General features: G+C 72.5%; 13 protein-coding genes and 1 pseudogene. 9 read left to right on the forward strand and 5 right to left on the reverse strand.

Annotated features, from left to right (window positions below):
- Nucleotides 1–114: 114 nt before the first annotated feature.
- From RM779_RS22640 to RM779_RS22660, 5 genes and pseudogenes are all read left to right on the forward strand, one after another.
- Nucleotides 115–1719: pseudogene (locus RM779_RS22640) on the forward strand (thiamine pyrophosphate-binding protein); the annotation flags it as partial.
- Nucleotides 1635–2570: an NADPH-dependent F420 reductase gene (locus RM779_RS22645; protein WP_311619582.1), complete on the forward strand. Its 936-nt coding sequence runs from the start codon at nt 1635–1637 to the stop codon at nt 2568–2570. The pseudogene RM779_RS22640 and the gene RM779_RS22645, both read left to right, overlap by 85 nt.
- A gap of 13 nt (nt 2571–2583) precedes the next feature.
- Nucleotides 2584–5859, forward strand: a complete 3276-nt coding sequence (locus RM779_RS22650; protein ID WP_311619583.1) for an FAD-binding and (Fe-S)-binding domain-containing protein — start codon at nt 2584–2586, stop codon at nt 5857–5859.
- A 96-nt stretch (nt 5860–5955) separates the two neighbouring features.
- Nucleotides 5956–6855 (forward strand): NUDIX hydrolase, encoded by a 900-nt coding sequence (locus RM779_RS22655; RefSeq protein WP_311619584.1) that lies wholly within the window; start codon nt 5956–5958, stop codon nt 6853–6855.
- Nucleotides 6852–7712, forward strand: coding sequence for an MBL fold metallo-hydrolase (locus RM779_RS22660; RefSeq protein ID WP_394813362.1), 861 nt, complete (start codon nt 6852–6854; stop codon nt 7710–7712). The genes RM779_RS22655 and RM779_RS22660 overlap by 4 nt, the downstream gene beginning before the upstream one ends.
- 53 nt (nt 7713–7765) lie before the next feature.
- On the opposite strand, the gene RM779_RS22665 is transcribed toward RM779_RS22660, so the two are convergent.
- The gene (locus RM779_RS22665; RefSeq protein WP_077060348.1) at nt 7766–8440 is read right to left on the reverse strand and encodes a Crp/Fnr family transcriptional regulator; all 675 of its coding nucleotides are present in this window, start codon (nt 8438–8440) and stop codon (nt 7766–7768) included.
- Between the two features lie 298 nt (nt 8441–8738).
- On the opposite strand from RM779_RS22665, the gene nth reads away from it, so the two are divergent.
- The 3 genes from nth to RM779_RS22680 are packed head-to-tail and all read left to right on the forward strand — an operon-like array spanning nt 8739 to nt 11555.
- Nucleotides 8739–9656: an endonuclease III gene (nth, locus tag RM779_RS22670; RefSeq protein WP_311619585.1), complete on the forward strand. Its 918-nt coding sequence runs from the start codon at nt 8739–8741 to the stop codon at nt 9654–9656.
- Nucleotides 9653–10342 (forward strand): NUDIX hydrolase, encoded by a 690-nt coding sequence (locus RM779_RS22675; RefSeq protein WP_311619586.1) that lies wholly within the window; start codon nt 9653–9655, stop codon nt 10340–10342. The genes nth and RM779_RS22675 overlap by 4 nt, the downstream gene beginning before the upstream one ends.
- A gap of 13 nt (nt 10343–10355) precedes the next feature.
- Nucleotides 10356–11555 carry a MarP family serine protease gene (locus tag RM779_RS22680; RefSeq protein ID WP_311619587.1) on the forward strand — a complete coding sequence of 400 codons (1200 nt, stop codon included), beginning with the start codon at nt 10356–10358 and terminating at the stop codon, nt 11553–11555.
- 304 nt (nt 11556–11859) lie between these two features.
- Here the strand turns inward: RM779_RS22680 and RM779_RS22690 are convergent, their stop codons facing one another.
- Entirely contained in the window at nt 11860–13413 is a 1554-nt protein-coding gene (locus RM779_RS22690; RefSeq protein ID WP_311619588.1) for an MFS transporter, read from the reverse strand.
- 328 nt (nt 13414–13741) lie between these two features.
- Here RM779_RS22690 and RM779_RS22695 point away from each other — a divergent pair, with 328 nt between their 5' ends.
- Nucleotides 13742–16960, forward strand: a complete 3219-nt coding sequence (locus tag RM779_RS22695; RefSeq protein WP_311619589.1) for a BTAD domain-containing putative transcriptional regulator — start codon at nt 13742–13744, stop codon at nt 16958–16960.
- On the opposite strand, the gene RM779_RS22700 is transcribed toward RM779_RS22695, so the two are convergent.
- The 3 genes from RM779_RS22700 to acs form a co-directional block, all read right to left on the reverse strand.
- Nucleotides 16923–17858: an alpha/beta fold hydrolase gene (locus tag RM779_RS22700; protein WP_311619590.1), complete on the reverse strand. Its 936-nt coding sequence runs from the start codon at nt 17856–17858 to the stop codon at nt 16923–16925. The genes RM779_RS22695 and RM779_RS22700 overlap by 38 nt on opposite strands.
- The gene (locus RM779_RS22705) at nt 17855–18292 is read right to left on the reverse strand and encodes a phage holin family protein (RefSeq protein ID WP_311619591.1); all 438 of its coding nucleotides are present in this window, start codon (nt 18290–18292) and stop codon (nt 17855–17857) included. Before RM779_RS22705 ends, RM779_RS22700 begins: the two co-directional genes overlap by 4 nt.
- A gap of 181 nt (nt 18293–18473) precedes the next feature.
- Nucleotides 18474–20435, reverse strand: a complete 1962-nt coding sequence (gene acs / locus RM779_RS22710; RefSeq protein WP_311619592.1) for an acetate--CoA ligase — start codon at nt 20433–20435, stop codon at nt 18474–18476.
- Between the last annotated feature and the right edge of the window lie 145 nt (nt 20436–20580).

Consider the following 20580-nt stretch of genomic DNA (forward strand, 5'->3'; position numbering starts at 1 on the left):
GCCGAGCGTGCGCTGTTCGTGCACCGCGCGTGCGCGGCGTGCGCCGTCGCGGGGCGCAAGCCGGTCGGCCCAGCAGGTGTTGCGGGGGTGCGGTGGGGTGCGTTGGGTGGGCATATGGGATGTATCGCTGCCGAGGTACTGGTGGAACGACTGGTCGACTGGGGGGTCGACACCGTGTTCGGGCTGCCCGGGGACGGGGTGAACGGACTCATGGAAGGTCTGCGGCGGCACCAGGGGCGGGTGCGGTTCTTCCTCGTGCGGCACGAGGAGGCCGCCGCGTTCATGGCGACCGGGTACGCGAAGGCGACCGGGCGGCTCGGGGTATGCCTGGCCACGTCCGGGCCGGGGGCGATCCATCTGCTGAACGGGCTGTACGACGCGAAGATGGACCACGTTCCCGTGCTCGCGATCACCGGAACGCAGGAGACGTCCGTGCTGGGCACCGGCTACCAGCAGGAGGTGCATGTCGAGCACCTGTACGCGGACGTGGCCGAGTACAACCTGGTGATCGACAATCCCGCGCAGCTGCCCGGCATCGTCGACATCGCGGTGCGGACGGCGCTGGCGCGCCGCGGGGTGGCGCATCTGTCGCTGCCGAACGACATCCAGGTGGCCGACGCGGACGCCGATCCGTGGCAGCGGGTCGCGCCGGCCAGACCGCCGGTGACCGCGCCGGTGTACCTGGCGCCGCCGGGCGTGCCGCGGGAGGCGGATCTGCTGGCCGCGGCGGAGGTGCTGAACGCGGGCCGGCGGGTGGCGCTGCTGGCCGGGGCCGGGGCGCTGCACGCGCGGGACGAGGTGCTCGCCGTCGCGGACACGCTGGGCGCGCCGGTGATCAAGACGCTGCCGGGGAAGGCCGTCATTCCCGACGACTCGCCGTTCGCGGTGGGCGGGATCGGGCTGCTGGGCACCCGGCCCGGGGAGGAACTGATCGACGACTGCGACACGTTGTTCATGATCGGCTCGAACTTCCCCTACACCGAGCACCTGCCCGATCCCGGCCGGGTGCGCACCGTGCAGATCGAGGCGGACGCGGCGCGCGCCGGGGCGCGGATGCCGACCGAGGTACCGGTGATCGGCGACGCGAAGGAGGGCCTGGCGGCCCTGCTGCCGTTGCTCGACCGCAAACGGGACCGCAGGCACCTGGCGAAGTACCAGAAGCAGATGGCACGTTGGCGCCGGGACATGACAGCCCTCGAGGAACAGAAACGCAGCCCGGTCGCGCCGCAGTACGTGGTCGGCGTGCTGGACGACCTGGCGGCCGACGACGCGATTCTGACGTGCGACAGCGGAACGATCGCCACCTGGGCGGCACGGCACTGGACGATCCGGCGCGACCGGGAGTTCTACCTGTCGGGCAACCTGGCGACGATGGCGCCTGGGCTGCCGTACGCGATCGCGATGCAGCACGCGTTCCCCGGCAGGCAGGTGATCGCTTATGTGGGGGACGGCGGGTTCTCGATGCTGATGGCGGACTTCCTGACCGCCGTGCAGGCGAAGCTGCCGGTCACCGTGGTGGTCAACAACAACAATGCGCTGGGCCAGATTCTGTGGGAGCAGATGGTGCTGGGCTACCCGGAGCACGGGGTGCGGTTCCGTGAGCCGGTCGCGGATTTCGCGGCCTGGGCGCGGGCGTGCGGTGCGTTCGGGGCCAAGGTGACGCGTGGGAAGGATGTGCCGAAGGCGCTCCGGCAGGCACTGCGGCACCGCGGGCCCGCGCTCGTCGATGTCGACGTCAACCCGGACGAGCCGCCGATGCCGGGGAAGGTGCAGTACAAGCAGGCGAAGAAGTTCGCCGAGGCGTTCGCGAAGGGGCAGCCGCGCCGCACGACCATCGCCACCACGCTCGCCAAGGACCGCATCCAGCAGCTCGGCAGGGCCGGGAAGGAACGGCGGGAACGGAAGGAACGGCGGGAACGGCGGGAACGGAAGGAACGCGCATGAAGATCGGCTGCATCGGGGCGGGGCACATCGGCGGAACGCTCGCCCGGCACTTCTCCGGCCTCGGCCACGAGGTGGTCATCAGCAACTCCCGTGGGCCGCAGACTCTTTCCGGCCTGGTGGCCGATATCGGGAACGGGGTGCGGGCGGGCACGGCCGAGGAGGCCGCCGCGTTCGGCGACGTGGTCGTCGTGAGCGTGCCGTACGGCAGGTACCGGGAGCTGCCGGCCGGGCCGCTCGGCGGGAAGATCGTCATCGATACCTGCAACTACTACCCGCAGCGCGACGGCCACGACGCCGAGCTCGACGACGGGACGACGACGTCGAGCGAGAAGATCCAGGCGTTCACCGGCGCGCGGCTGGTCAAGGCGTTCAACGCCATCTACGCCGCCAACCTGCGCGACCGCGGGCTGCCCCGCGGAAATCCGGAGCGCCTGGCGATTCCGGTGTCGGGGGACGACGGGGAGGCCAAGTCGCTGGTCTGCGGCCTCGTCGACGCCATCGGCTTCGACCCGGTGGACGCGGGCGGTCTCGCGGAGGGCGGGCGCAAGCACGAGCCGGGGAGCCGGGTGTACACCGCGGAGCTGCCGGCCGGGGAGCTGAACACCCTGCTCGACACCGGCTCCTAGGGCGGGGGCGCACATGGAGACGGACGGCGTGCGGAACGGCGCGCGGGGCGCCGAGCAGAGTGGTGACGGCAGTGGTGACGGCAGTGGTGACGGCAGTGGTGATGGTGGTGCGGAGGGGCGCGCGGGGCTGGAACGGGCGCTGCGGGAACGGGTGGACGGGGAGGTCAGGTTCGACGACGGCGCCCGCGCCGCCTACTCCACGGACGCCTCCAACTACCGGCAGGTGCCGATCGGCGTGGTGCTGCCGCGCACGCCAGAGGCGGCGGCGGAGGCGGTCGCGGTGTGCCGGGAGTTCGACGCGCCGCTGCTGTCCCGCGGCGGCGGCACGAGCCTGGCGGGACAGTGCTGTAACGCGGCGGTGGTGCTGGACTGGAGCAAGTTCTGCAACCGGCTGCTGTCCGTCGACACCGACCGGCGGGTGTGCGTCGTCGAGCCCGGCATCGTGCTGGACGAGCTGAACCGGCAACTGGCGCCGCACGGGCTCCAGTACGGGCCGAAGCCCGCGACGCACCCCAACTGCACGCTCGGCGGCATGATCGGCAACAACTCCTGCGGCTCGACGGCGCAGGCGTACGGCAAGGTCGTGGACAACATCGGCCGTCTCGAGGTCCTGACCTACGACGGGCTGCGGCTGTGGGTGGGGCGCACCTCCGAGGCGGAACTCGCGCGGCTGACCGCGGGCGAGGGCCCGGAGGCGGAGCTGTACCGGCGGCTGATCGCGCTGCGCGACCGGTACGGCGACCTGGTGCGGGAACGTTACCCCGCCATCCCGCGGCGGGTGTCCGGCTACAACCTCGACTCGCTGCTGCCCGAGCACGGCTTCGATGTCGCCGGGCTGCTGACCGGATCGGAGTCCACGCTGGTCACGGTGCTGCGGGCCGAGCTGGCGCTGGTGCCGGTGCCGCGGCACAGCACCCTGGTCGCGCTCGGCTACCCGGACATCGCGACGGCGGCCGATCAGATGCCTGCCATTCTCGAACACGAACCGCACGCGCTCGAAGGAATGGACGCCCAGCTGATCACGTCCGAACGGCGCAAGCACCTCAACGCCGACGCGCTGGACGCCCTGCCGGCGGGCAGGGCGTTCCTGCTGGTCGAGTTCGCCGGTGACAGCCGTGAGGAGGCCGCGGCGAAGGCCCGCGCGCTGATCGGCGCGAAACCGGCGGATGTCGGACACACCTGGTATGGCGACCCGCGGCACCGGGAGCAGCTGTGGCGGGTGCGCGAGTCCGGGCTCGGGGCATCCACCCACATGCCGGGCAAACCGGAAACCTGGACCGGGTGGGAGGACAGCGCGGTGCCGCCCGCGGCGCTCGGTGCGTACCTGCGGGAACTGGCAGCGCTCTTCGAGGAGTTCGGCTACGACCGGCCCTCCGTCTACGGCCACTTCGGGCACGGCTGCGTCCACACGCGCATTCCGTTCGACCTGACCACGGTGGAAGGCGTCGCGCGTATGCGGGAGTTCGTGGAGCGCGCCGCGGGGCTCGTGCTGCGGTACGGCGGTTCGCTGTCCGGCGAGCACGGGGACGGGCAGTCGCGCGGCGAGCTGCTCGTGCGGATGTTCGGTCCTGAACTCGTCGGGGCGTTCCGGGAGGTGAAGGCGGCGTTCGACCCGCGGCACCGCATGAACCCCGGCAAGCTCGTCGACCCGCACCGGCTGGACGGCAACCTGCGGCTCGGCGCCGGCTACGCGCCGTGGGAGCCGGAGACGGTGTTCGCCTATCCGCAGGACGACGGGGCGTTCAGCCGGGCGGCGGCGCGTTGCGTCGGCGTCGGGAAGTGCCGTTCGCTGACGGGCGGCGTGATGTGCCCCAGCTACCGGGCGACGCGCGACGAGGAGCACTCCACGCGCGGCCGGGCCCGGCTGCTGTTCGAGATGATCAGGAACGACTCGCCCGTCGACGAGGGCTGGCGCTCCGCCGAGGTGCACGACGCGCTTGATCTGTGCCTGGCCTGCAAGGGCTGCCGGACCGACTGCCCGGCGAATGTCGACATGGCCACCTACAAGGCCGAGTTCCTGCACCACCACTACAAGGGGCGCCTGCGCCCCCGCGCGCACTACGCCATGGGCTGGCTCCCGTTGATCGCCAGGGGCGCGGCCCTCGCCCCGCGCGCCGTCAACGCGCTCATGCGCATGCCCGTGCTGTCACGCGCCGCCAAGAACGCCGGGGGCATCGCGCGGGAACGCGAACTGCCCGCGTTCGCCCCGCAGCGCTTCACCGCCTGGTGGCGCGAACGGGGCGGCCCCCAGGGCACCGGCGAACGCGGCGAAGTGCTCCTGTGGCCCGACACGTTCACCGAACACTTCCACCCGGCCGCGGGCCGCGCCGCCGTCGCGGTGCTCGAAGCGGCCGGCTTCCGCGTCAAGGTCCCCGAACGCGCGGTGTGCTGCGGGCTCACCTGGATCTCCACCGGCCAGCTCGACATGGCCAGGCGCGTACTGCGGCACACCGTCGCGGTCCTGCGCGACGACCTCCGCCGCGGCACCCCCGTCGTCGGCCTCGAACCCAGCTGCACCGCGGTGTTTCGCCTCGACGCGACGGAACTCTTCCCATCCGGCCCCGACGGTTCCGACGACCCGGACGGCCCCGACCTGCGGCGGCTGCGCGAGCAGACGCGCACGCTGGCGGAACTGCTCGCCGAACGCGCCGCCGACTGGCAGCCGCCCGCGGTCGACGCGCGGGCCGTCGTGCAGCGGCATTGCCACCAGTACGCCGTCATGGGCTTCGACGCCGACCGCGCGCTGCTGGAACGCGCCGGGGTCCAAGCCGACGTGCTCGACGCCGGATGCTGCGGCCTCGCCGGGGACTTCGGCTTCACCCGGGGCCACTATGAGGTGTCCATGGCATGCGCCGAGGCGGGCCTGCTGCCCGCGGTCCGGGCCGCCGACGAGGACACGCTGATCCTCGCCGACGGCTTCAGCTGCCGCACCCAGATCGAGCAGGCCGGCCTCGGGCGCGAGCCGCGGCACCTGGCCGAGGTGCTCGCCGACGCGCTGGCCGGCGAACGGCCCGAGGGCGTGCCGGAGCAGGAGCCGGCGGGCGGCCGTTCACGGCTCGGCGCCCCCGCCACCACCGGGGCCCCGGCCGGCGTGGCCGGCATGGCGTCGTCCCTCGCGGGACTCGCCTCGTACGCCCGTTTCGCGGCCCTGGCGGCGGCGGTGCTGCTCGGTGCCGCCGCGGCGGCCCGGCGTGCGCTCGGCGCGGGCGCCGTTCCCCCGGGCCGGCCGGGGCGTGCCCGGCCGCGCGTGCGAGCCGAACGGCCGGCTCGCCGCCGCCGGCTGCGGTGACGGTGCCGGTGGTTGTGGCGAACGGGGCGGCGCGGCGCCCGTGTGCCCGGGGGAGGGCCTGTGTCGCAGCTGGGTGGCGGGCCGTAGCATCCCGGCATGGGAGCAACCGGAGGCCAGTGGTACCCGCCGGAGTGGCCTGACCGCATCCGCGCACTCGCCCGCGGCGAGTTGACGCCCGTTCCGACGCGCCGGGCCGCCACCGTGATGTTGTTGCGTGACGGCGCGGAGGGGGCGGTCGAAGTCTTTTTGCTGCGCCGGCGCGCGTCGATGGCGTTCGCGGCGGGGGCGTACGCGTACCCCGGCGGATCGGTCGACCCGCGGGACGGGCCGGACAACGGTAAGGACAACGGGGAAAAGGCCGGAGAAAAGGCCGCGGAAGAGGACGGGGCAGAGGACGGGGCAGGGAACGCGGACGGCGCCGTGGTCGCGGCAGCGGTGCGGGAGACGTTCGAGGAGGCGGGGGTGCTGCTGGCCGGCCCGCCGCCCGGCGGCCTCGTGGCGGATGTCACCGGTGCGGACTGGGAGGCGGACCGGGCCGCGCTGGCCGGCGGACGGCTGCCGTTCGCCGACTTCCTGAACCGCCGCGGCCTCGTCGTACGCACGGACCTGCTGGGCCGCTGGGCGCGGTGGATCACCCCCGAGTTCGAGGCGAGGCGGTACGACACGCACTTCTTCGTGGCCGCCCTCCCGGCCGGACAGCGCACGCGGAACGCCTCGACCGAGGCCGACCGCACCCTGTGGCTGCGGCCCGGGGACGCGGTGGCGGCGTACGAACGCGGCAGACTTCTCATGATGCCGCCGACGATCACGACGTTGCGCGAGCTGGCCCCGTTCCCGACGGTCGCGGAGGCGCTCGCCGCGGCGCGCGACCGTGACCTCGCGCCGATCATGGCGCAGGCGCGTGTCGAGGGGCGCGAGGTGGTGTTGAGCTGGCCGGGGTATGAGGAGTTCGAAAAACGCGTGACAGCGGTCGACAAGAGGGAGCGGACGATATGAACGATGCGCCCGCATTGCGCGCCGGCGCCGGGCCGACCGGCGAGGAGCCGGGAGCTCCCGAACCGCGCGTGCACGAAGGGGCCATGACCGAACGCGCCACCTGCGTGCTCGCCCCGAACCCGTCGCCGATGACCCTGGACGGCACGAACACCTGGATACTCGCCGAGCCGGGCGCCACCACAGCCGTCGTCGTCGACCCGGGCCCCGAGCACGAGGAGCACCTGCGGCGCGTGATCGACGCGGTGGAACGTTCCGGCCGGCGGGTCGCCCTGACCCTGCTGACACACGGGCACCCGGACCACGCCGACGGCGCCGCCCGCTTCGCGGAGTTGACGCGGTCGCCGGTGCGCGCACTCGACCCGCGGCTGCGGCTCGGCGACGAAGGGCTGGCGGCCGGGGACGTGATCACCACGGGCGGCCTCGACGTGCGCGTGGTGCCGACTCCCGGCCACACCTCCGACTCGTTGTCGTTCCAGGTGGTGGCCGACGCGGCGGTGCTCACCGGGGACACGGTGCTCGGCCGGGGGACCACCATGGTGGCGCACCCGGACGGGCGGCTCGGTGACTACCTCGACTCGTTGCGCAGGCTGCGGTCGCTGACCGTGGACGACGGCGTCCACACCGTGCTGCCGGGGCACGGACCGGTACTGCGCGACGCGCAGAGCGCGCTGGACTTCTACCTGGTGCACCGCGCGAGCCGACTGGCCCAGATCGAGACGGCGCTGGAGAACGGCTACCGCACGCCGGCCGAGATCGTGGCCCACGTGTACGCGGACGTGGACCGCGCGGTGTGGCCGGCGGCCGAGCTGTCCGTGCGGGCACAGCTGGACTACGTGCAGGAACGCGGCCTGATGTAGTCGCTCACCCGTTCGATTGCTGGCGCTTTTCGCCGGTCGGGCCGTGCGCTCGTTCAGCGGGAACGGCGGGCCAGCCGTTCGATGTCGAGGAGGATGACCGCGCGCGCCTCCAGCCGCAGCCAGCCGCGGGCGGCGAAGTCGGCGAGCGCCTTGTTGACCGTTTCGCGGGAGGCGCCGACGAGCTGGGCCAGCTCCTCCTGGGTGAGGTCGTGCACGACGTGGATGCCCTCGTCGGACTGCACACCGAAGCGGCGCGAAAGGTCGAGCAGGGCGCGGGCCACGCGGCCGGGAACGTCGGAAAAGACCAGGTCGGACATCTGGTCGTTGGTCCGGCGCAGCCGGCGGGCCACGGCGCGCAGCAGCGCGGCGGCGACCTCGGGGCGAGCGCTGAGCCAGGGCTGGAGATCGCTGTGGCCGAGCCCGAGCAGCCTCACCTCGGTGACGGCGGTGGCGGTCGCGGTGCGCGGGCCCGGGTCGAACAGGGACAGCTCCCCGATCAGCTCGCCGGGACCGAGAACGGCCAGCATGTTCTCCCGGCCGTCGGGGGACGTGCGGTGCAGTTTGACCTTGCCGTCGGTGACGACATAGAGCCGGTCGCCCGGATCTCCCTCGTGGAAGAGGGTGTCGCCGCGGGCAAGCGTGACCTCGGCCATGGAAGCGCGCAGCTCGGCGGCCTGCTCGTCGTCGAGCGCGGCGAACAGTGGGGCGCGCCGGAGAACGTCGTCCACGAGTTCCTCTCCTTGTCGGCCGGAGCGGTTGTCGGCCGGGGTCGGTTGTCGGCCGGGGTCGGTGACCGGCCGGGCGGCCGGGGCGACCCTCATGATGCCGGACGCCTCGGCAGTGCTATCAGTCACAAGTTTGACGTACCAGGACAGCGGGGCCCACGCCAGGGGCCCGTTCGGTAAGCGATTGCGCCATGCGCCGGGCGAATGTCGGCGGCGCCGTTTAGGCTGGCCGGGTGGTCAACGACCCGATGGCGCGCGGGAGGCAGGGCGCGCGGCACGTGCGAATGAGAGGGCCGGACGGGTGAGCGCTACCCAGGATTCCGCTGAGAGCGAACGCGGCACGGCCGGGCGGGTGAGCGCGGCGCGTGCCGGTGGCGCGGCGCGTGCCGCCGGTGCCGGTGGTGGCGGTGGCGGTGTCGGTGGTGGCGGTGTCGGCGGTGCGGCGGGCGGGAAGCCGGAGAGCCGGCTCGCGATGGTGCGCCGGGCCCGCAAGATCAACCGCGAGCTCGGCGAGGTGTACTACTACGCCCACCCCGAGCTGGACTTCGAGAATCCGTTCGAGCTGCTGGTGGCCACCGTCCTGTCCGCCCAGACAACCGACCTCCGGGTGAACCAGACCACCCCCGCCCTCTTCGCCGCCTACCCGACGCCGGAGGACATGGCGGCGGCCGAGCCGGCGGTGCTGGAGGAGATGATCCGGCCCACCGGGTTCTTCCGGAGCAAGACGCGGGCGCTGCTCGGGCTGTCCGCCGCGTTGCGCGACCGGTTCGGCGGTGAGGTGCCGGGACGGCTCGATGACCTTGTGTCGCTGCCCGGCGTGGGGCGCAAAACGGCGCACGTCGTCTTGGGCAACGCGTTCGGCAGGCCGGGCATCACCGTCGACACCCACTTCCAGCGGCTGGTGCGGCGCTGGCGGTGGACGGAGCAGAAGGACCCGGAAAAGATCGAGGCCGAGGTCGCCGAGATCTTCCCCAAGAAGGACTGGACGATGCTGTCGCACCGCGTGATCTTCCACGGGCGCCGCATCTGCCACAGCCGTAAGCCCGCGTGCGGCGCCTGCCCCATCGCGCATTTGTGCCCGTCCTACGGGGAGGGCGAGACCGACCCGGAGAAGGCCGGGAAGCTGCTGAAGTACGAGATGGGCGGCCATCCCGGCCAGCGGCTGAAGCCGCCGGCCGACTTCCCGGGCAAGCCGGCCCCACCGCTGGGAGCGGCATGACCCGTCCCCGCGGAGCCGCCGACCTCGGCCGGTCCGCCCCCGGCGGGCTGCCGCGGTGGCTGCGGCCGCTGGCGGACGCGGCGCTCACGGTCACCGCGGGCCAGCTCAGCACGTTCCTGCCCCCGGCGGCGGGGGGACGGCCCTCGGCGGTGCTCGTGCTGTTCGGCGAGGGGGCGAAAGGCCCCGAGTTGCTCCTGCTCGAACGGGCCACGAGCCTACGCGAGCACGCCGGACAGCCCTCGTTTCCCGGTGGCTCGCTGGACCCGGAGGACGGTGATCCGGAGGGCGACGGACCGCTGTTCGCCGCGTTGCGGGAGGCCGAGGAGGAGACCGGGCTCGACCCGGCGGGCGTGCAGGTCTTCGCGACGCTGCCGCGGCTGTACATTCCGGTCAGCGGCTTCGTCGTCTCGCCGGTGCTGGCGTGGTGGCGGCAGCCGTCGCCGGTCGCGCCGATGGACCCGGGGGAGACCGCGCGGGTGTTCACCGTGCCGGTGTCCGAGCTGACCGACCGGCGGCACCGTGGCACGGCCGTGCACCCCAGCGGGTACCGCGGGCCGTGCTTCGAGGTCGCGGGAACACTGGTGTGGGGCTTCACGGCCGGTGTCATCGACCGCGTGCTGCACTTCGCGGGCTGGGAGCAGCCCTGGGACCGCGACCGGGAGATATCACTCGACCACGGGGCGTGAGACCGTAGCGGGCATGAACGCGCTCGACGTCCTGCTGCTGCTCGCCGCCGTGTGGTTCGCCCTCGTCGGGTACCGGCAGGGCTTCGTCGTCGGCGTCCTGTCCGTCACGGGCTTCATCAGCGGCGGGCTGCTCGCCGTGTACGGACTCCCGGTGGCGTGGCGCGAGCTGAGCGACGATGCGGAGCCGGGGCAGGCCGGAGTGATCGCCGCGGTGGTGGTCGTCATCCTGTGCGCCTCTGTCGGGCAGGCGCTCACCACCGTCCTCGGGAACCGGCTGCGTCGCCGCATCACCTGGTCACCGGCCCGGGCCCTGGACGCGACCGGCGGCGCCCTGGTGAACGTGCTGGCGATGCTGCTGGTCGCCTGGCTGCTCGGATCGGCGCTGGCGATGACCACCCTGGGCTCGGTCGGCCGCGAGGTCCGCAACTCGCGGGTGCTGCTGGGCGTTTCCCAGGTGGTGCCGGACAGCGCCAACACCTGGTTCACCGGCTTCAGCTCGGTCCTGGCGCAGCATGGCTTCCCGCAGGTCTTCTCCCCGTTCACGGCGGAGCCGATCACGGACGTGCCGCGCCCGGACCCGAAACTGGCCGACAGCCCGGCCGTGGCCGAGGCGAAACGGTCCATCGTGAAGGTCGTCGGCACCGCCGCCGGCTGCGGCAAGATCCTGGAGGGCACCGGTTTCGCCTTCTCCGAGGGCAGGGTGATGACCAACGCCCACGTCGTGGGCGGCGTCGTCGAACCCACCGTGCAGATCGGCGGGCAGGGCCGGCTCTACACCGCGAGCGTCGTGCTCTACGACTGGGAGCGCGACATCGCCGTGCTCGACGTGCCCGACCTGCCCGCCCCGCCGCTGGAGTTCAGCGAGGGGGACGCCATCACCGGTGATGACGCGATCATCGTCGGCTTCCCCGAGAGCGGCCCGTTCGACTCGGGCGCGGCCCGCGTGCGCGAGCGCTTCCAGGCGGACGGGCCCGACATCTACCGGCGCGGCGAGGTCAGCCGTGACGTGTACTCGCTCTACGCCACGGTCCGGCCGGGCAACTCCGGCGGCCCGCTGCTCACACCCGACGGCGAGGTCTTCGGCGTGGTCTTCGCCAAGTCACTCGACGACGACCGCACCGGCTATGCGCTCACCGCGGATGAGGTGCGCGAAACGGTCACGCGCGGCCGTGCCGCGGACGAACGGGTCGACAGCCAGACCTGTGCCATGTGAACGAGGTGAGCCCCCGGCCCGACCGCGCGGGCCGGGCTTCACCCTCGCGGGTGCCGCAATCGCGCACCCACCCAGCGCGCTCGGCGGCGCAGAATATCCGGGAAACCGATATGCGAATCCTCCAAGGGGCCGCCCTGGAGCCGCCGCACGGCGCCCTGCGCCCGGGTGGCGGCTCCATTGCCGCTTCGATCACGTGCCACGTCACGGTAGTCGTGCGTCCAGCCCATACCTTCGTCCCTGCCCGGGGGGCAAGGTCAGTAACCTCCCAGAAGCGAAGTCAATCGGCGTATGCATCCGGCACATGTCACGTATCCTCCGTGCGCGCCTCCGTTCCCACGCCGAGCCGCCGCAGCAGGACCCAGGCGGTGAGGGACAGCACGGCCATCAGCCCGGCCGACACCCAGGCCACCGTGGTGACTCCACTGGTGAACGCGGCGCGTGCCGCTTCCGACACCAGGGCGCCCACCCCGTCCGGCAGTTGGCCCGCCACCGACAGAGCGTTCGGCAGCGAATCCGCGGCCGCGTCCGCCGAGTCGGCCGGCAGACCGTCGGGCAGCCCGTTGTCGATCTCACGGCGGTACACGGCGGTGCCCACGCTGCCGAGGACGGCTATGCCCATCGCCATCCCCAACTCACCGCTGGTCTCCGAGAGCGAGGAGGCCGAGCCCGCCTTCTCCTGCGGCGCCGAACTCAGAATCATGTCCGTGCCGAGCACCATCATCGGTGCGGCACCGAGGTAGGCGAACGCCAGGCCGGTGACCACGATCACCGCCGCATGATCCCCGCCGGTGCGGGTCGCCAGCAGGTAGCCGAGCGCGGCCACCGCCATCCCACCGGCCACCAGCCGGACCGGGGCCGTTCGGCGGGCCATCGCCGGGACGAGGAGCGTGGCCACGATCATCACCGCGGTCGCCGGCAGCATCCATATACCGGCCTCCAGCGGCGACTTGTCCTCCACCATCTGGAGGTATTGGACAAGGAACATGAGCATGCCGCCCGACGCGAACACGGTCAGCGACGTGAAGGCGAGCGTGCCGCCGAAGACCGGGTTGCGGAAGAGACGGAGGTCGAGGAGCGGCGCGGCGAGACGGCGCTGCCTGTGGACGAAGAGCAGCCCTACCAGCAGGCCGACGGCCACGGCCAGCAGGTGACCGGCTCGCACGCCGTCCTCCGCCAACTTCTTGAGGCCGTATATCACCGGCATCATCGCGCCCATGGACAGCAGAACACTGAACAGGTCCAGCCGCCCGGCCTCCCGGTCCCGGTACTCGGGCAGCAGCAGCGGTGCGGAGATCAGGAGTATCACCATCACCGGCACACCGGCCAGGAAGACCGATCCCCACCAGAACCACTCCAGCAGCACGCCACCGAGCACAGGTCCCAGCGCGCTGCCGGCCAGGAAGCAGGTCATCCACACACCGACGGCGGTGGCCCGCTGCCGTGCGTCCTGAAACATGTTCCGGATGAGGGCCAGGGTGGAGGGCATCAGCGTCGCCCCGGCGATACCGAGCACGGCCCGGGCGGCAATGAGCATCGCCGGACTCGTCGCGTAGGCGGCGAGGACGGAAGCGGCGCCGAACGCCGTCGCGCCTATGAGCAGCAGCCGTCTGCGCCCGATCCGGTCACCGAGCGTGCCCATGGTCACCAGGAAGCCGGCGATCATGAAGCCGTAGATGTCGAGTATCCACAGCAACTGGCTGGTGCTCGGCCCCAGATCGGCGCTGAGGTGGGGCGCCGCCAGGTGCAGCACGCTGAGGTCGAGGGACAGCAGAAGAGTGGGCAGGCCGAGCACGGCCAGCCCCGCCCACTCTCGGCGGCCTGCCCGCGGAACGGCCGTGGCCGGGGCACTGACGGTCATGAGGATGTGTCCTTCTTCCTGGTCTTCCTGGGAGTCCTGGGGGTCCTGGTCTCGGGCACGGCAGCGCACGTCACACGAGCGGCCGCGGCGAGGAGTCCTGAGCGGCCCGGTCTCGCGGCGCCTCGTCCCGGCTTCCGTGCCTGTCTGGAACCACCGTGCCGAAGGCCGCTTACGGTTCACGCACGGTTCGCGCACGGCCGCCCCAAAGCCGCCGTGCGTGAACCGTGCGCGTACCGGGCGTGAGGTCCGTTCCTGCGCCCGTGCCCGGTACCCGGCCGGAGAGCGGCCGTTACTCTCCGTTGTCAGTGGCCCCGGATACCGTGTACGCATGCTTTTCGGTGTGCTCGGTCCGCTCACGGTCCGGGGGGCGGACGGCAGCCCGGTCAAGGTTCCGGAGCTGAAGGTGCGCGCCCTGCTGGCCGTTCTCCTCGCAGGCGAGGGACAGCCCGTCTCCGTCTCCCGGCTCTGTGACGAGCTGTGGGGTGCCCGCCAGCCCCGGCAGCCGGGCAACAGCCTGCAGACCAAGGTTTCCCAACTGCGCCGTGCCCTTGACCGGGCCGAGCCGGGCAGCCGGGAGCTGGTGGTGCTGGGACCGGCCGGTTACCAGTTGCGCGTTCTTCCGGAGGCCGTGGACGCAGGCCGCTTCCGGCACTTGGCCGACCGCGCCCGCACCGCCAAGGACCCCAGGGACCGTGCCGCCCTGCTGTCCGACGCACTGGGCCTGTGGCGCGGCGACGCCTATGCCGGCTTCCATGGGCATCCGGCTGCCCGTGCCGCCGCCGACCGGCTCGCCGAGCAGCGGCTCGACGCTCTGGAGGACCACGCGGAAGCCCGTCTGGAGCTCGGGGACCACACCGCTCTGGCCGCCGAGCTGCGGGAGGAGGCCGAGCGCCATCCGCAGCGCGAGCGGCTGCACGGCCTGCACATGCGCGCCCTCTATCTCTCCGGCAGGCAGGGGGAGGCACTGGAGGTGTACGACCGTCTGCGGCGCCGCCTGGCCGAGGACCTCGGGCTCGATCCAAGCCCCCGGCTGAGCGCGCTGCACCGCGCGATCCTCACTCAGGACCCGCGCCTGGTCGCCGGCCCCAGGGCCGAGCCGCCCACCTCTCCGGGGACCAATCTGCCCGCCCCCGTCACCGCGCTCATCGGCAGGAAGTGTTCCGCGACCGAGACGCGCACCCAGATTGCCGACGGCGCCCGGCTCGTCACGCTCGTCGGGCCCGGCGGCGTCGGCAAGACGCGGCTCGCGCTCGAGATCGCCCGGCAGCTCACCGGCGGCGAGTTTCCCGATGGCGTGTGGCTCGTCGAGCTGTCCGCACTGGCCGGGCCAGGCACCGAAAGTTCGCTCGCCGAGCTGATCGCCGCCACGCTCGGCATTCGCGAGACCGCGTCCCGCGGACTTGCCAGCAGGCCGTCCGGCCCGCCCGACGACCCGCTCGCACACGCCCTGCGCGAGCGGCGCCTGCTGCTCCTCCTGGACAACTGCGAGCACGTCGTCGAGGCCGCCGCCGCGCTCGCCGAGCGGTTGCTGCGCGCCGCACCGGGGCTGCACATCCTCGCCACGGGACAGGAGCCGCTCGGCATCGCGGGGGAGCAGCTGCGGCCGGTGCCCCCGCTCGCCCAGGCGGACGCCGTCGAGCTGTTCGCGGCCAGGGCCGCCGCCGCTGCGCCCGGCTTCGTGCTCACGGACGAGAACGAGGCGACGGTGGCCACCGTGTGCCGTCGCCTCGACGGCATCCCCCTCGCTCTGGAGCTGGCCGCCACACGGGTCCGTGCCCTGGGCGTGCGGGAGCTCGCCGCGCGCCTCGATGACCGTTTCGCGCTGCTCGGCTCCGGATACCGCGGTGCTCCGCCGCGCCAGCAGACCCTCAGGGCCATGATCGACTGGAGTTGGGAGCTGCTGCCCGAGGATGAGCGCGCCGTGCTGCGCCGGCTCGCCGTCCACCCCGACGGGTGCGGCCTCCCGGCGGCGGAAGCCGTCTGCGCCGGTACCGATGTCCCGGCAGGCGAGGTCGTGCGGCTGCTCGGCCGGCTGGTCGACCGTTCCCTCCTCGTGGCCACCGAGGACCCCGACGGCCCGAGGTACCGGCTGCTGGAGTCCGTTGCCGCGTACGGCCTGGAGCAGTTGCGCGGCGCCGGGGAGCTGGCGGCGGTGCACGAGCGGCAGCGGCGGTTCTGCGTCGCGCTGGCGGAGCGGATCGCCCCCGAGCTGTACGGCCCCGGGCAGCGGCAGTGGCTGGAACGGTTGGACCGCGAGTCGGCCGGGATGCGGGCCGCCCTGGGCGACGCGGTGCGGTGCGGCGCCGCGGGCGATGCGCTCCGGCTGGTCAACGCCCTTGCGTGGTACTGGTTCCTGCGCGGCCGGGTGCGGGAGGCACGCCGCTGGCTCGACCGCGCCCTCGCGGTCACCGGCGCCGCGCCGCACGCCGCGCGCGCCGAGGCCGCGGTGTGGCGGGCCGGCATCGCCATGCTCATCACCGACGAGGCGGGCGCGCTCGAAGGCGGCGCAGCCGCGCTGGCGCGCTACGACCGGCTCGGTGCGTCACCGCCGGAGCCCACCCGCCCGGGGCTGCGCGGCCGGGCCTGGGCGGAGTGGTTCGTGGGTTTCGCCCAGTGGGGCTTCGGCGATCTGACTTCGGCCGAGGAGCGGATCGCGAGCGCGCTGGCCGCCTTCCGTGCGGCGCACGACCGCTGGGGCACGGCCGCGGCGCTCGCCGCCCAGGCATCCGTCGCCCTGATGCGCGGCGACCTGACGACGCTCGGCCGCAACGGCAGGGAGAGTCTGGCCGTGTTCATCGAGCTCGGGGATGCCTGGGGCCGCTTGCAGGCCACCGAGGCGCTCGGTTCCGAGGCCGAGATCGTCGGCGACTACGGGCGCGCCGAGCGGCTGCACCACGAGGCGCTGTGCATCGCCGAGGAGCTGGACATACGGCCCCACGTCTCGGAGAAGCTGTCCAGCCTCGGCCGCATAGCGCTGCTGCGGGGGGACTACGCGGCGGCGGACGAGTTGCACGAACGGGCGAGACAGCTGGCCGCGCGTTACTCCCACACCAACGGAGAGCAGTTCGCCGAGATCGGGCTGGCCCTCAGCGCGCGGCGTCGCGGAGATTTCGAGGCGGCGGAGCGGTATCTGCGCCGCTGGCTCGATTGGAACAAGCGGGTCGAGGCCCACACGCCGATTGCGCTGACGCTGGCCGAGCTTGGCTTCATCGCTGAGTTGCGCGGCGACGCCGGTCAGGCGCTCACGCTGCACGTTCAGGGGTTCAGAGCCGCCCGTCTCACCGGCGACCCGCGGGCCGTGGCGCTCGCCGCCGAGGGGCTCGCCGGCGCCTACGCGCTGGGCGGGCGGCCGGACCGGGCGGCGAGGCTGCTGGGCGCCGCGGCCGGGTGCCGTGCCGGGCTGGGCGCGCCGCTTCCGGCGGCGGAGCGCGGGGACGTGGACCGGATCGAGTCGAGGGCGCGCGCGGCGCTCGGCCCCGAGCGATACGACGCGGCGTTCCGGGCCGGGTTTAGCGGTCGGGCTCCGGGTCCCGGAGCCAGTCGATGAGCTCCGTGCTGAACGCGGCCGGGTCCTCCTCGTGCGGGAAGTGGCCCAGGCCGTCGAAGAGGCGCCAGCGGTACGGCGCTTCGACGTATTCGCCGGAGCCCGCTGAGCTTCGGGTGCGCATCACGGGGTCGAGCGAGCCGTGCAGATGCAGCGTCGGCACCAGCACGGGTCGCTTCATCCGCCGGTTGAACTGGATGCCGTCCGGCCGCACCATCGAACGGACCATCCACCGGTACGGCTCGACCGCGCAGTGCGCCGTGGACGGGATGGCCATGGCCTGGCGGTAGACGGCGATGTCCTCGTCCTCCGGCTGCCGCGGGCCGGACCAGCTGCGCAGCAGGTGTTCCACTGCCTCGGCATCGTCGGCGACGAGATGCCGCTCGGGCAGCCACGGGCGTTGGAAGCCCCAGATGTAGGAGCTGGCCGCGGTCTGCCGCGGGTCGCGGAGCAGCGAGGCGCGCCAGCTCCTCGGGTGCGGCATGGACGCGACGGCGAGTCGGCGGACCAGCTTGGGCCGCATCACCGATGCCGTCCACGCCAGGTAGCCGCCGAGGTCGTGGCCGACGAGGGCGGCGTCCGGCTCGCCCAGGGAACGGATCACTCCGGTGACGTCGAGCGCGAGGTTGGCCGGATCGTAGCCACGGGGGGTGCGGTCGCTGCCGCCCACGCCCCTCAGGTCCATCGCAACGGCGCGGTATCCGGCCTCGGCCAGGGCGGTCAGCTGGTGCCGCCAGGTCCACCAGAACTGGGGGAAGCCGTGCAGCAGCAGCACGAGCGGACCCTCGCCCATTTCGGCAATATGGAAGCGGGCGCCATTGGCGGCGACGTCGCGGTGCGTCCACGGGCCGTCCCGCAGGATGACCGAGGACCGCATCCCGGACTGATCGGCTGCGGTCATGTCGAGGAGCCTGCCTTGTCGGCGGGGACGGGACGCGGATGGGGCTTGACGCTGGACAGAACGGCGGCCGACTCCTTGACGGAGCGCATGGACCGTTCGGGCTTGGACACTCCGCCGAACTTGCGTTTGGCCAGCACGAAGAGGATCAGCGCCAGAACGATGTAGAGGCCGCCGACGATCGTGCACGCGACGGCGAGCGGGATGTCCCACCAGTTGCGCAGCCAGAACGCCAGGGCAAAGCTGAACAACGGCACCGCAAAGAGGGCGAGGAAGCCCCCGACCATGCCCGCGGTACTGCCGAGCACTGCCTTTTTGGCGTCCTGCCGGATCTCCGCCTTGGCAAGCGCGATCTCGTCGTGCACCAGTCCGGACAGTTCGGCGGTGGCCGAGGCGACCAGCTCCCCGAGGCTGCGGCCCTCTTCGGCTGCGCTCATCGCGATCTCCCTCTTTCTTCTCCCTGGGCGGATGTCATTGGTGCACGTGACAGTAGTGCTGCGGTGGTGGGGCGTCAGTTGGCGACACCTCGCCGTCGCTCTGGGGAGTGATGTCGCAAATGCTATAGGGGCGCCCGGCCGCGGGCCGGGCGCCCCTGAAGTCTGCCGCTGCCGGGCGGTGTCAGTCCTCGCCGGCCGCGGTGGGCAGCTTGCGCTGGATCAGGTCCATCACCGTCGAGTCGGTGAGCGTGGTGACGTCACCCAGCTCCCGGTTCTCCGCGACATCGCGCAGCAGACGGCGCATGATCTTGCCGGAACGGGTCTTGGGCAGCTCGTCCACGGGCAGGATGCGCTTCGGCTTCGCGATGGGGCCCAGCTCCTTGGAGACGTGCGCCCGCAGCTCCTCGACCAGCCCCTCTTCCTCGGCGGCTCCGCCCCGCAGGATGACGAACGCGCAGATGGCTTGCGTGGTCTGCGGGTCGGTGGCTCCGACGACCGCGGCCTCGGCGATCCGCGGGTGGGAGACGAGCGCGGACTCGACCTCGGTGGTCGAGATGTTGTGCCCGGACACCAGCATCACGTCGTCGACGCGGCCGAGCAGCCAGATGTCGCCCTCCGCGTCCTTCTTCGCGCCGTCGCCGGCGAAGTACTTGCCCTCGAACCGCGACCAGTAGGTGTCGAGGAAGCGCTGGTCGTCGCCCCAGATGGTGCGCAGCATCGACGGCCAGGGCTCGGTCAGCGCGAGGTAGCCGCCGGAGCCGTTGCCCACCTCGGCCCCGTCGTCGTCGACGACAGTGGCGCTGATGCCCGGCAGCGGAACCTGGGCGGCGCCCGGCTTGGCTGCGGTGACCCCCGGCAGCGGGCTGATCATGATGCCGCCGGTCTCGGTCTGCCACCAGGTGTCGACGACCGGCGTGCGGTCACCGCCGATGTGCTTGCGGTACCAGATCCACGCCTCAGGGTTGATCGGCTCGCCGACGGAGCCGAGGATGCGCAGGCTCTCCAGATTGAACTGCGCGGGGATGTCGTCGCCCCACTTCATGCAGGTGCGGATCGCCGTGGGCGCGGTGTACAGGATGGTGACGCCGTACTTCTGCACGATCTCCCACCATCGGCCGTTGTGCGGCGTGTTGGGCGTGCCTTCGTACAGCACCTCGGTGGCGCCGTTGGCCAGCGGCCCGTACACGATGTACGAGTGGCCGGTGACCCAGCCGACGTCGGCGGTGCACCAGAAGACGTCCGTCTCCGGCTTGAGGTCGAAGACGGCGTGGTGCGTGAAGGCCACTTGCGTGAGGTATCCCGCGGAGGTGTGCAGGATGCCCTTGGGGCGGCCGGTGGTGCCCGAGGTGTACAGGATGAACAGCGGGTGCTCGGCGTCGAACGCCTCGGGCGTGTGCTCGTCGGGCTGGCGCTCGGTCAGCTCGTGCCACCACACGTCGCGGCCCTCGGTCCAGGGGATGTCCTGACCGGTGCGTCGCACGACGAGGACATGGCGGACATTGGCGGCGCCCGGACGGGTCAGCGCCTCGTCGACCGCGGGCTTGAGGGCGGAGGGCGCCCCGCGGCGGTAGCCGCCGTCCGAGGTGATGACGACGCGGGCATCCGCGTCCTCGATGCGGGTGGCGAGGGCGTCGGCCGAGAACGCGCCGAAGACCACGGAGTGCGGTGCTCCGATGCGGGCGCAGGCCAGCATTGCGATGACGGTTTCGGGCAGCATCGGCATGTAGATCGCCACGCGGTCGCCGGTCCGGACGCCCAGCTCCGTCAGGGCATGGGCGGCCCGCGCGACCTCCCGCTGCAACTCGGCGTAGGTGATGGCCCGCGAGTCGCCGGGCTCGCCCTCGAAGTGGATGGCCACCCGGTCGCCGTGCCCCGCTTCGACGTGCCGGTCCACACAGTTGTACGCAACATTCAGCCGGCCGTCGGCGAACCACTTGGCAAAGGGCGGATTCGACCAGTCGAGGGTCTGCGTGGGCGCCGTCTCCCAGCTGAGCCTGCGTGCCTGCTTGGCCCAGAAGGCCAGCCGGTCGTCGGCAGCGGCTTCGTAGGCCGCGGCGGTGACATTGGCATCGGCGGCCACCTCGGCCGGGGGCGCGAACTTCCGCGTCTCCGTCATGAGGTTGGCCAGACTTTCGTTACTCACGGCATCTCCTCGCGGCGTCAGCTGTGTCCCACGGCACACCTCATCAGTCTGGTTGCCTCTTTGACAAGGGCAACGGGGCGACTGGTGTAGACCTATTGCGCTGAACGGCCGCGCGCCGCGGTGAACGGGCAATCGGCGCGCTGTG

Source organism: Streptomyces johnsoniae, from assembly GCF_031845565.1.
Lineage (GTDB): Bacteria > Actinomycetota > Actinomycetes > Streptomycetales > Streptomycetaceae > Streptomyces > Streptomyces johnsoniae.

Coding starts and splice junctions, on each gene's coding strand:
- RM779_RS22650 (WP_311619583.1), top strand. CDS start 2,584: ATGGAGACGGACGGCGTGCGGAACGGCGCGCGGGGCGCCGAGCAGAGT.
- RM779_RS22695 (WP_311619589.1), top strand. CDS start 13,742: ATGCTTTTCGGTGTGCTCGGTCCGCTCACGGTCCGGGGGGCGGACGGC.
- RM779_RS22680 (WP_311619587.1), top strand. CDS start 10,356: ATGAACGCGCTCGACGTCCTGCTGCTGCTCGCCGCCGTGTGGTTCGCC.
- RM779_RS22675 (WP_311619586.1), top strand. CDS start 9,653: ATGACCCGTCCCCGCGGAGCCGCCGACCTCGGCCGGTCCGCCCCCGGC.
- RM779_RS22705 (WP_311619591.1), bottom strand. CDS start 18,292: ATGAGCGCAGCCGAAGAGGGCCGCAGCCTCGGGGAGCTGGTCGCCTCG.
- RM779_RS22700 (WP_311619590.1), bottom strand. CDS start 17,858: ATGACCGCAGCCGATCAGTCCGGGATGCGGTCCTCGGTCATCCTGCGG.
- RM779_RS22690 (WP_311619588.1), bottom strand. CDS start 13,413: ATGACCGTCAGTGCCCCGGCCACGGCCGTTCCGCGGGCAGGCCGCCGA.
- RM779_RS22655 (WP_311619584.1), top strand. CDS start 5,956: ATGGGAGCAACCGGAGGCCAGTGGTACCCGCCGGAGTGGCCTGACCGC.
- RM779_RS22660 (WP_394813362.1), top strand. CDS start 6,852: ATGAACGATGCGCCCGCATTGCGCGCCGGCGCCGGGCCGACCGGCGAG.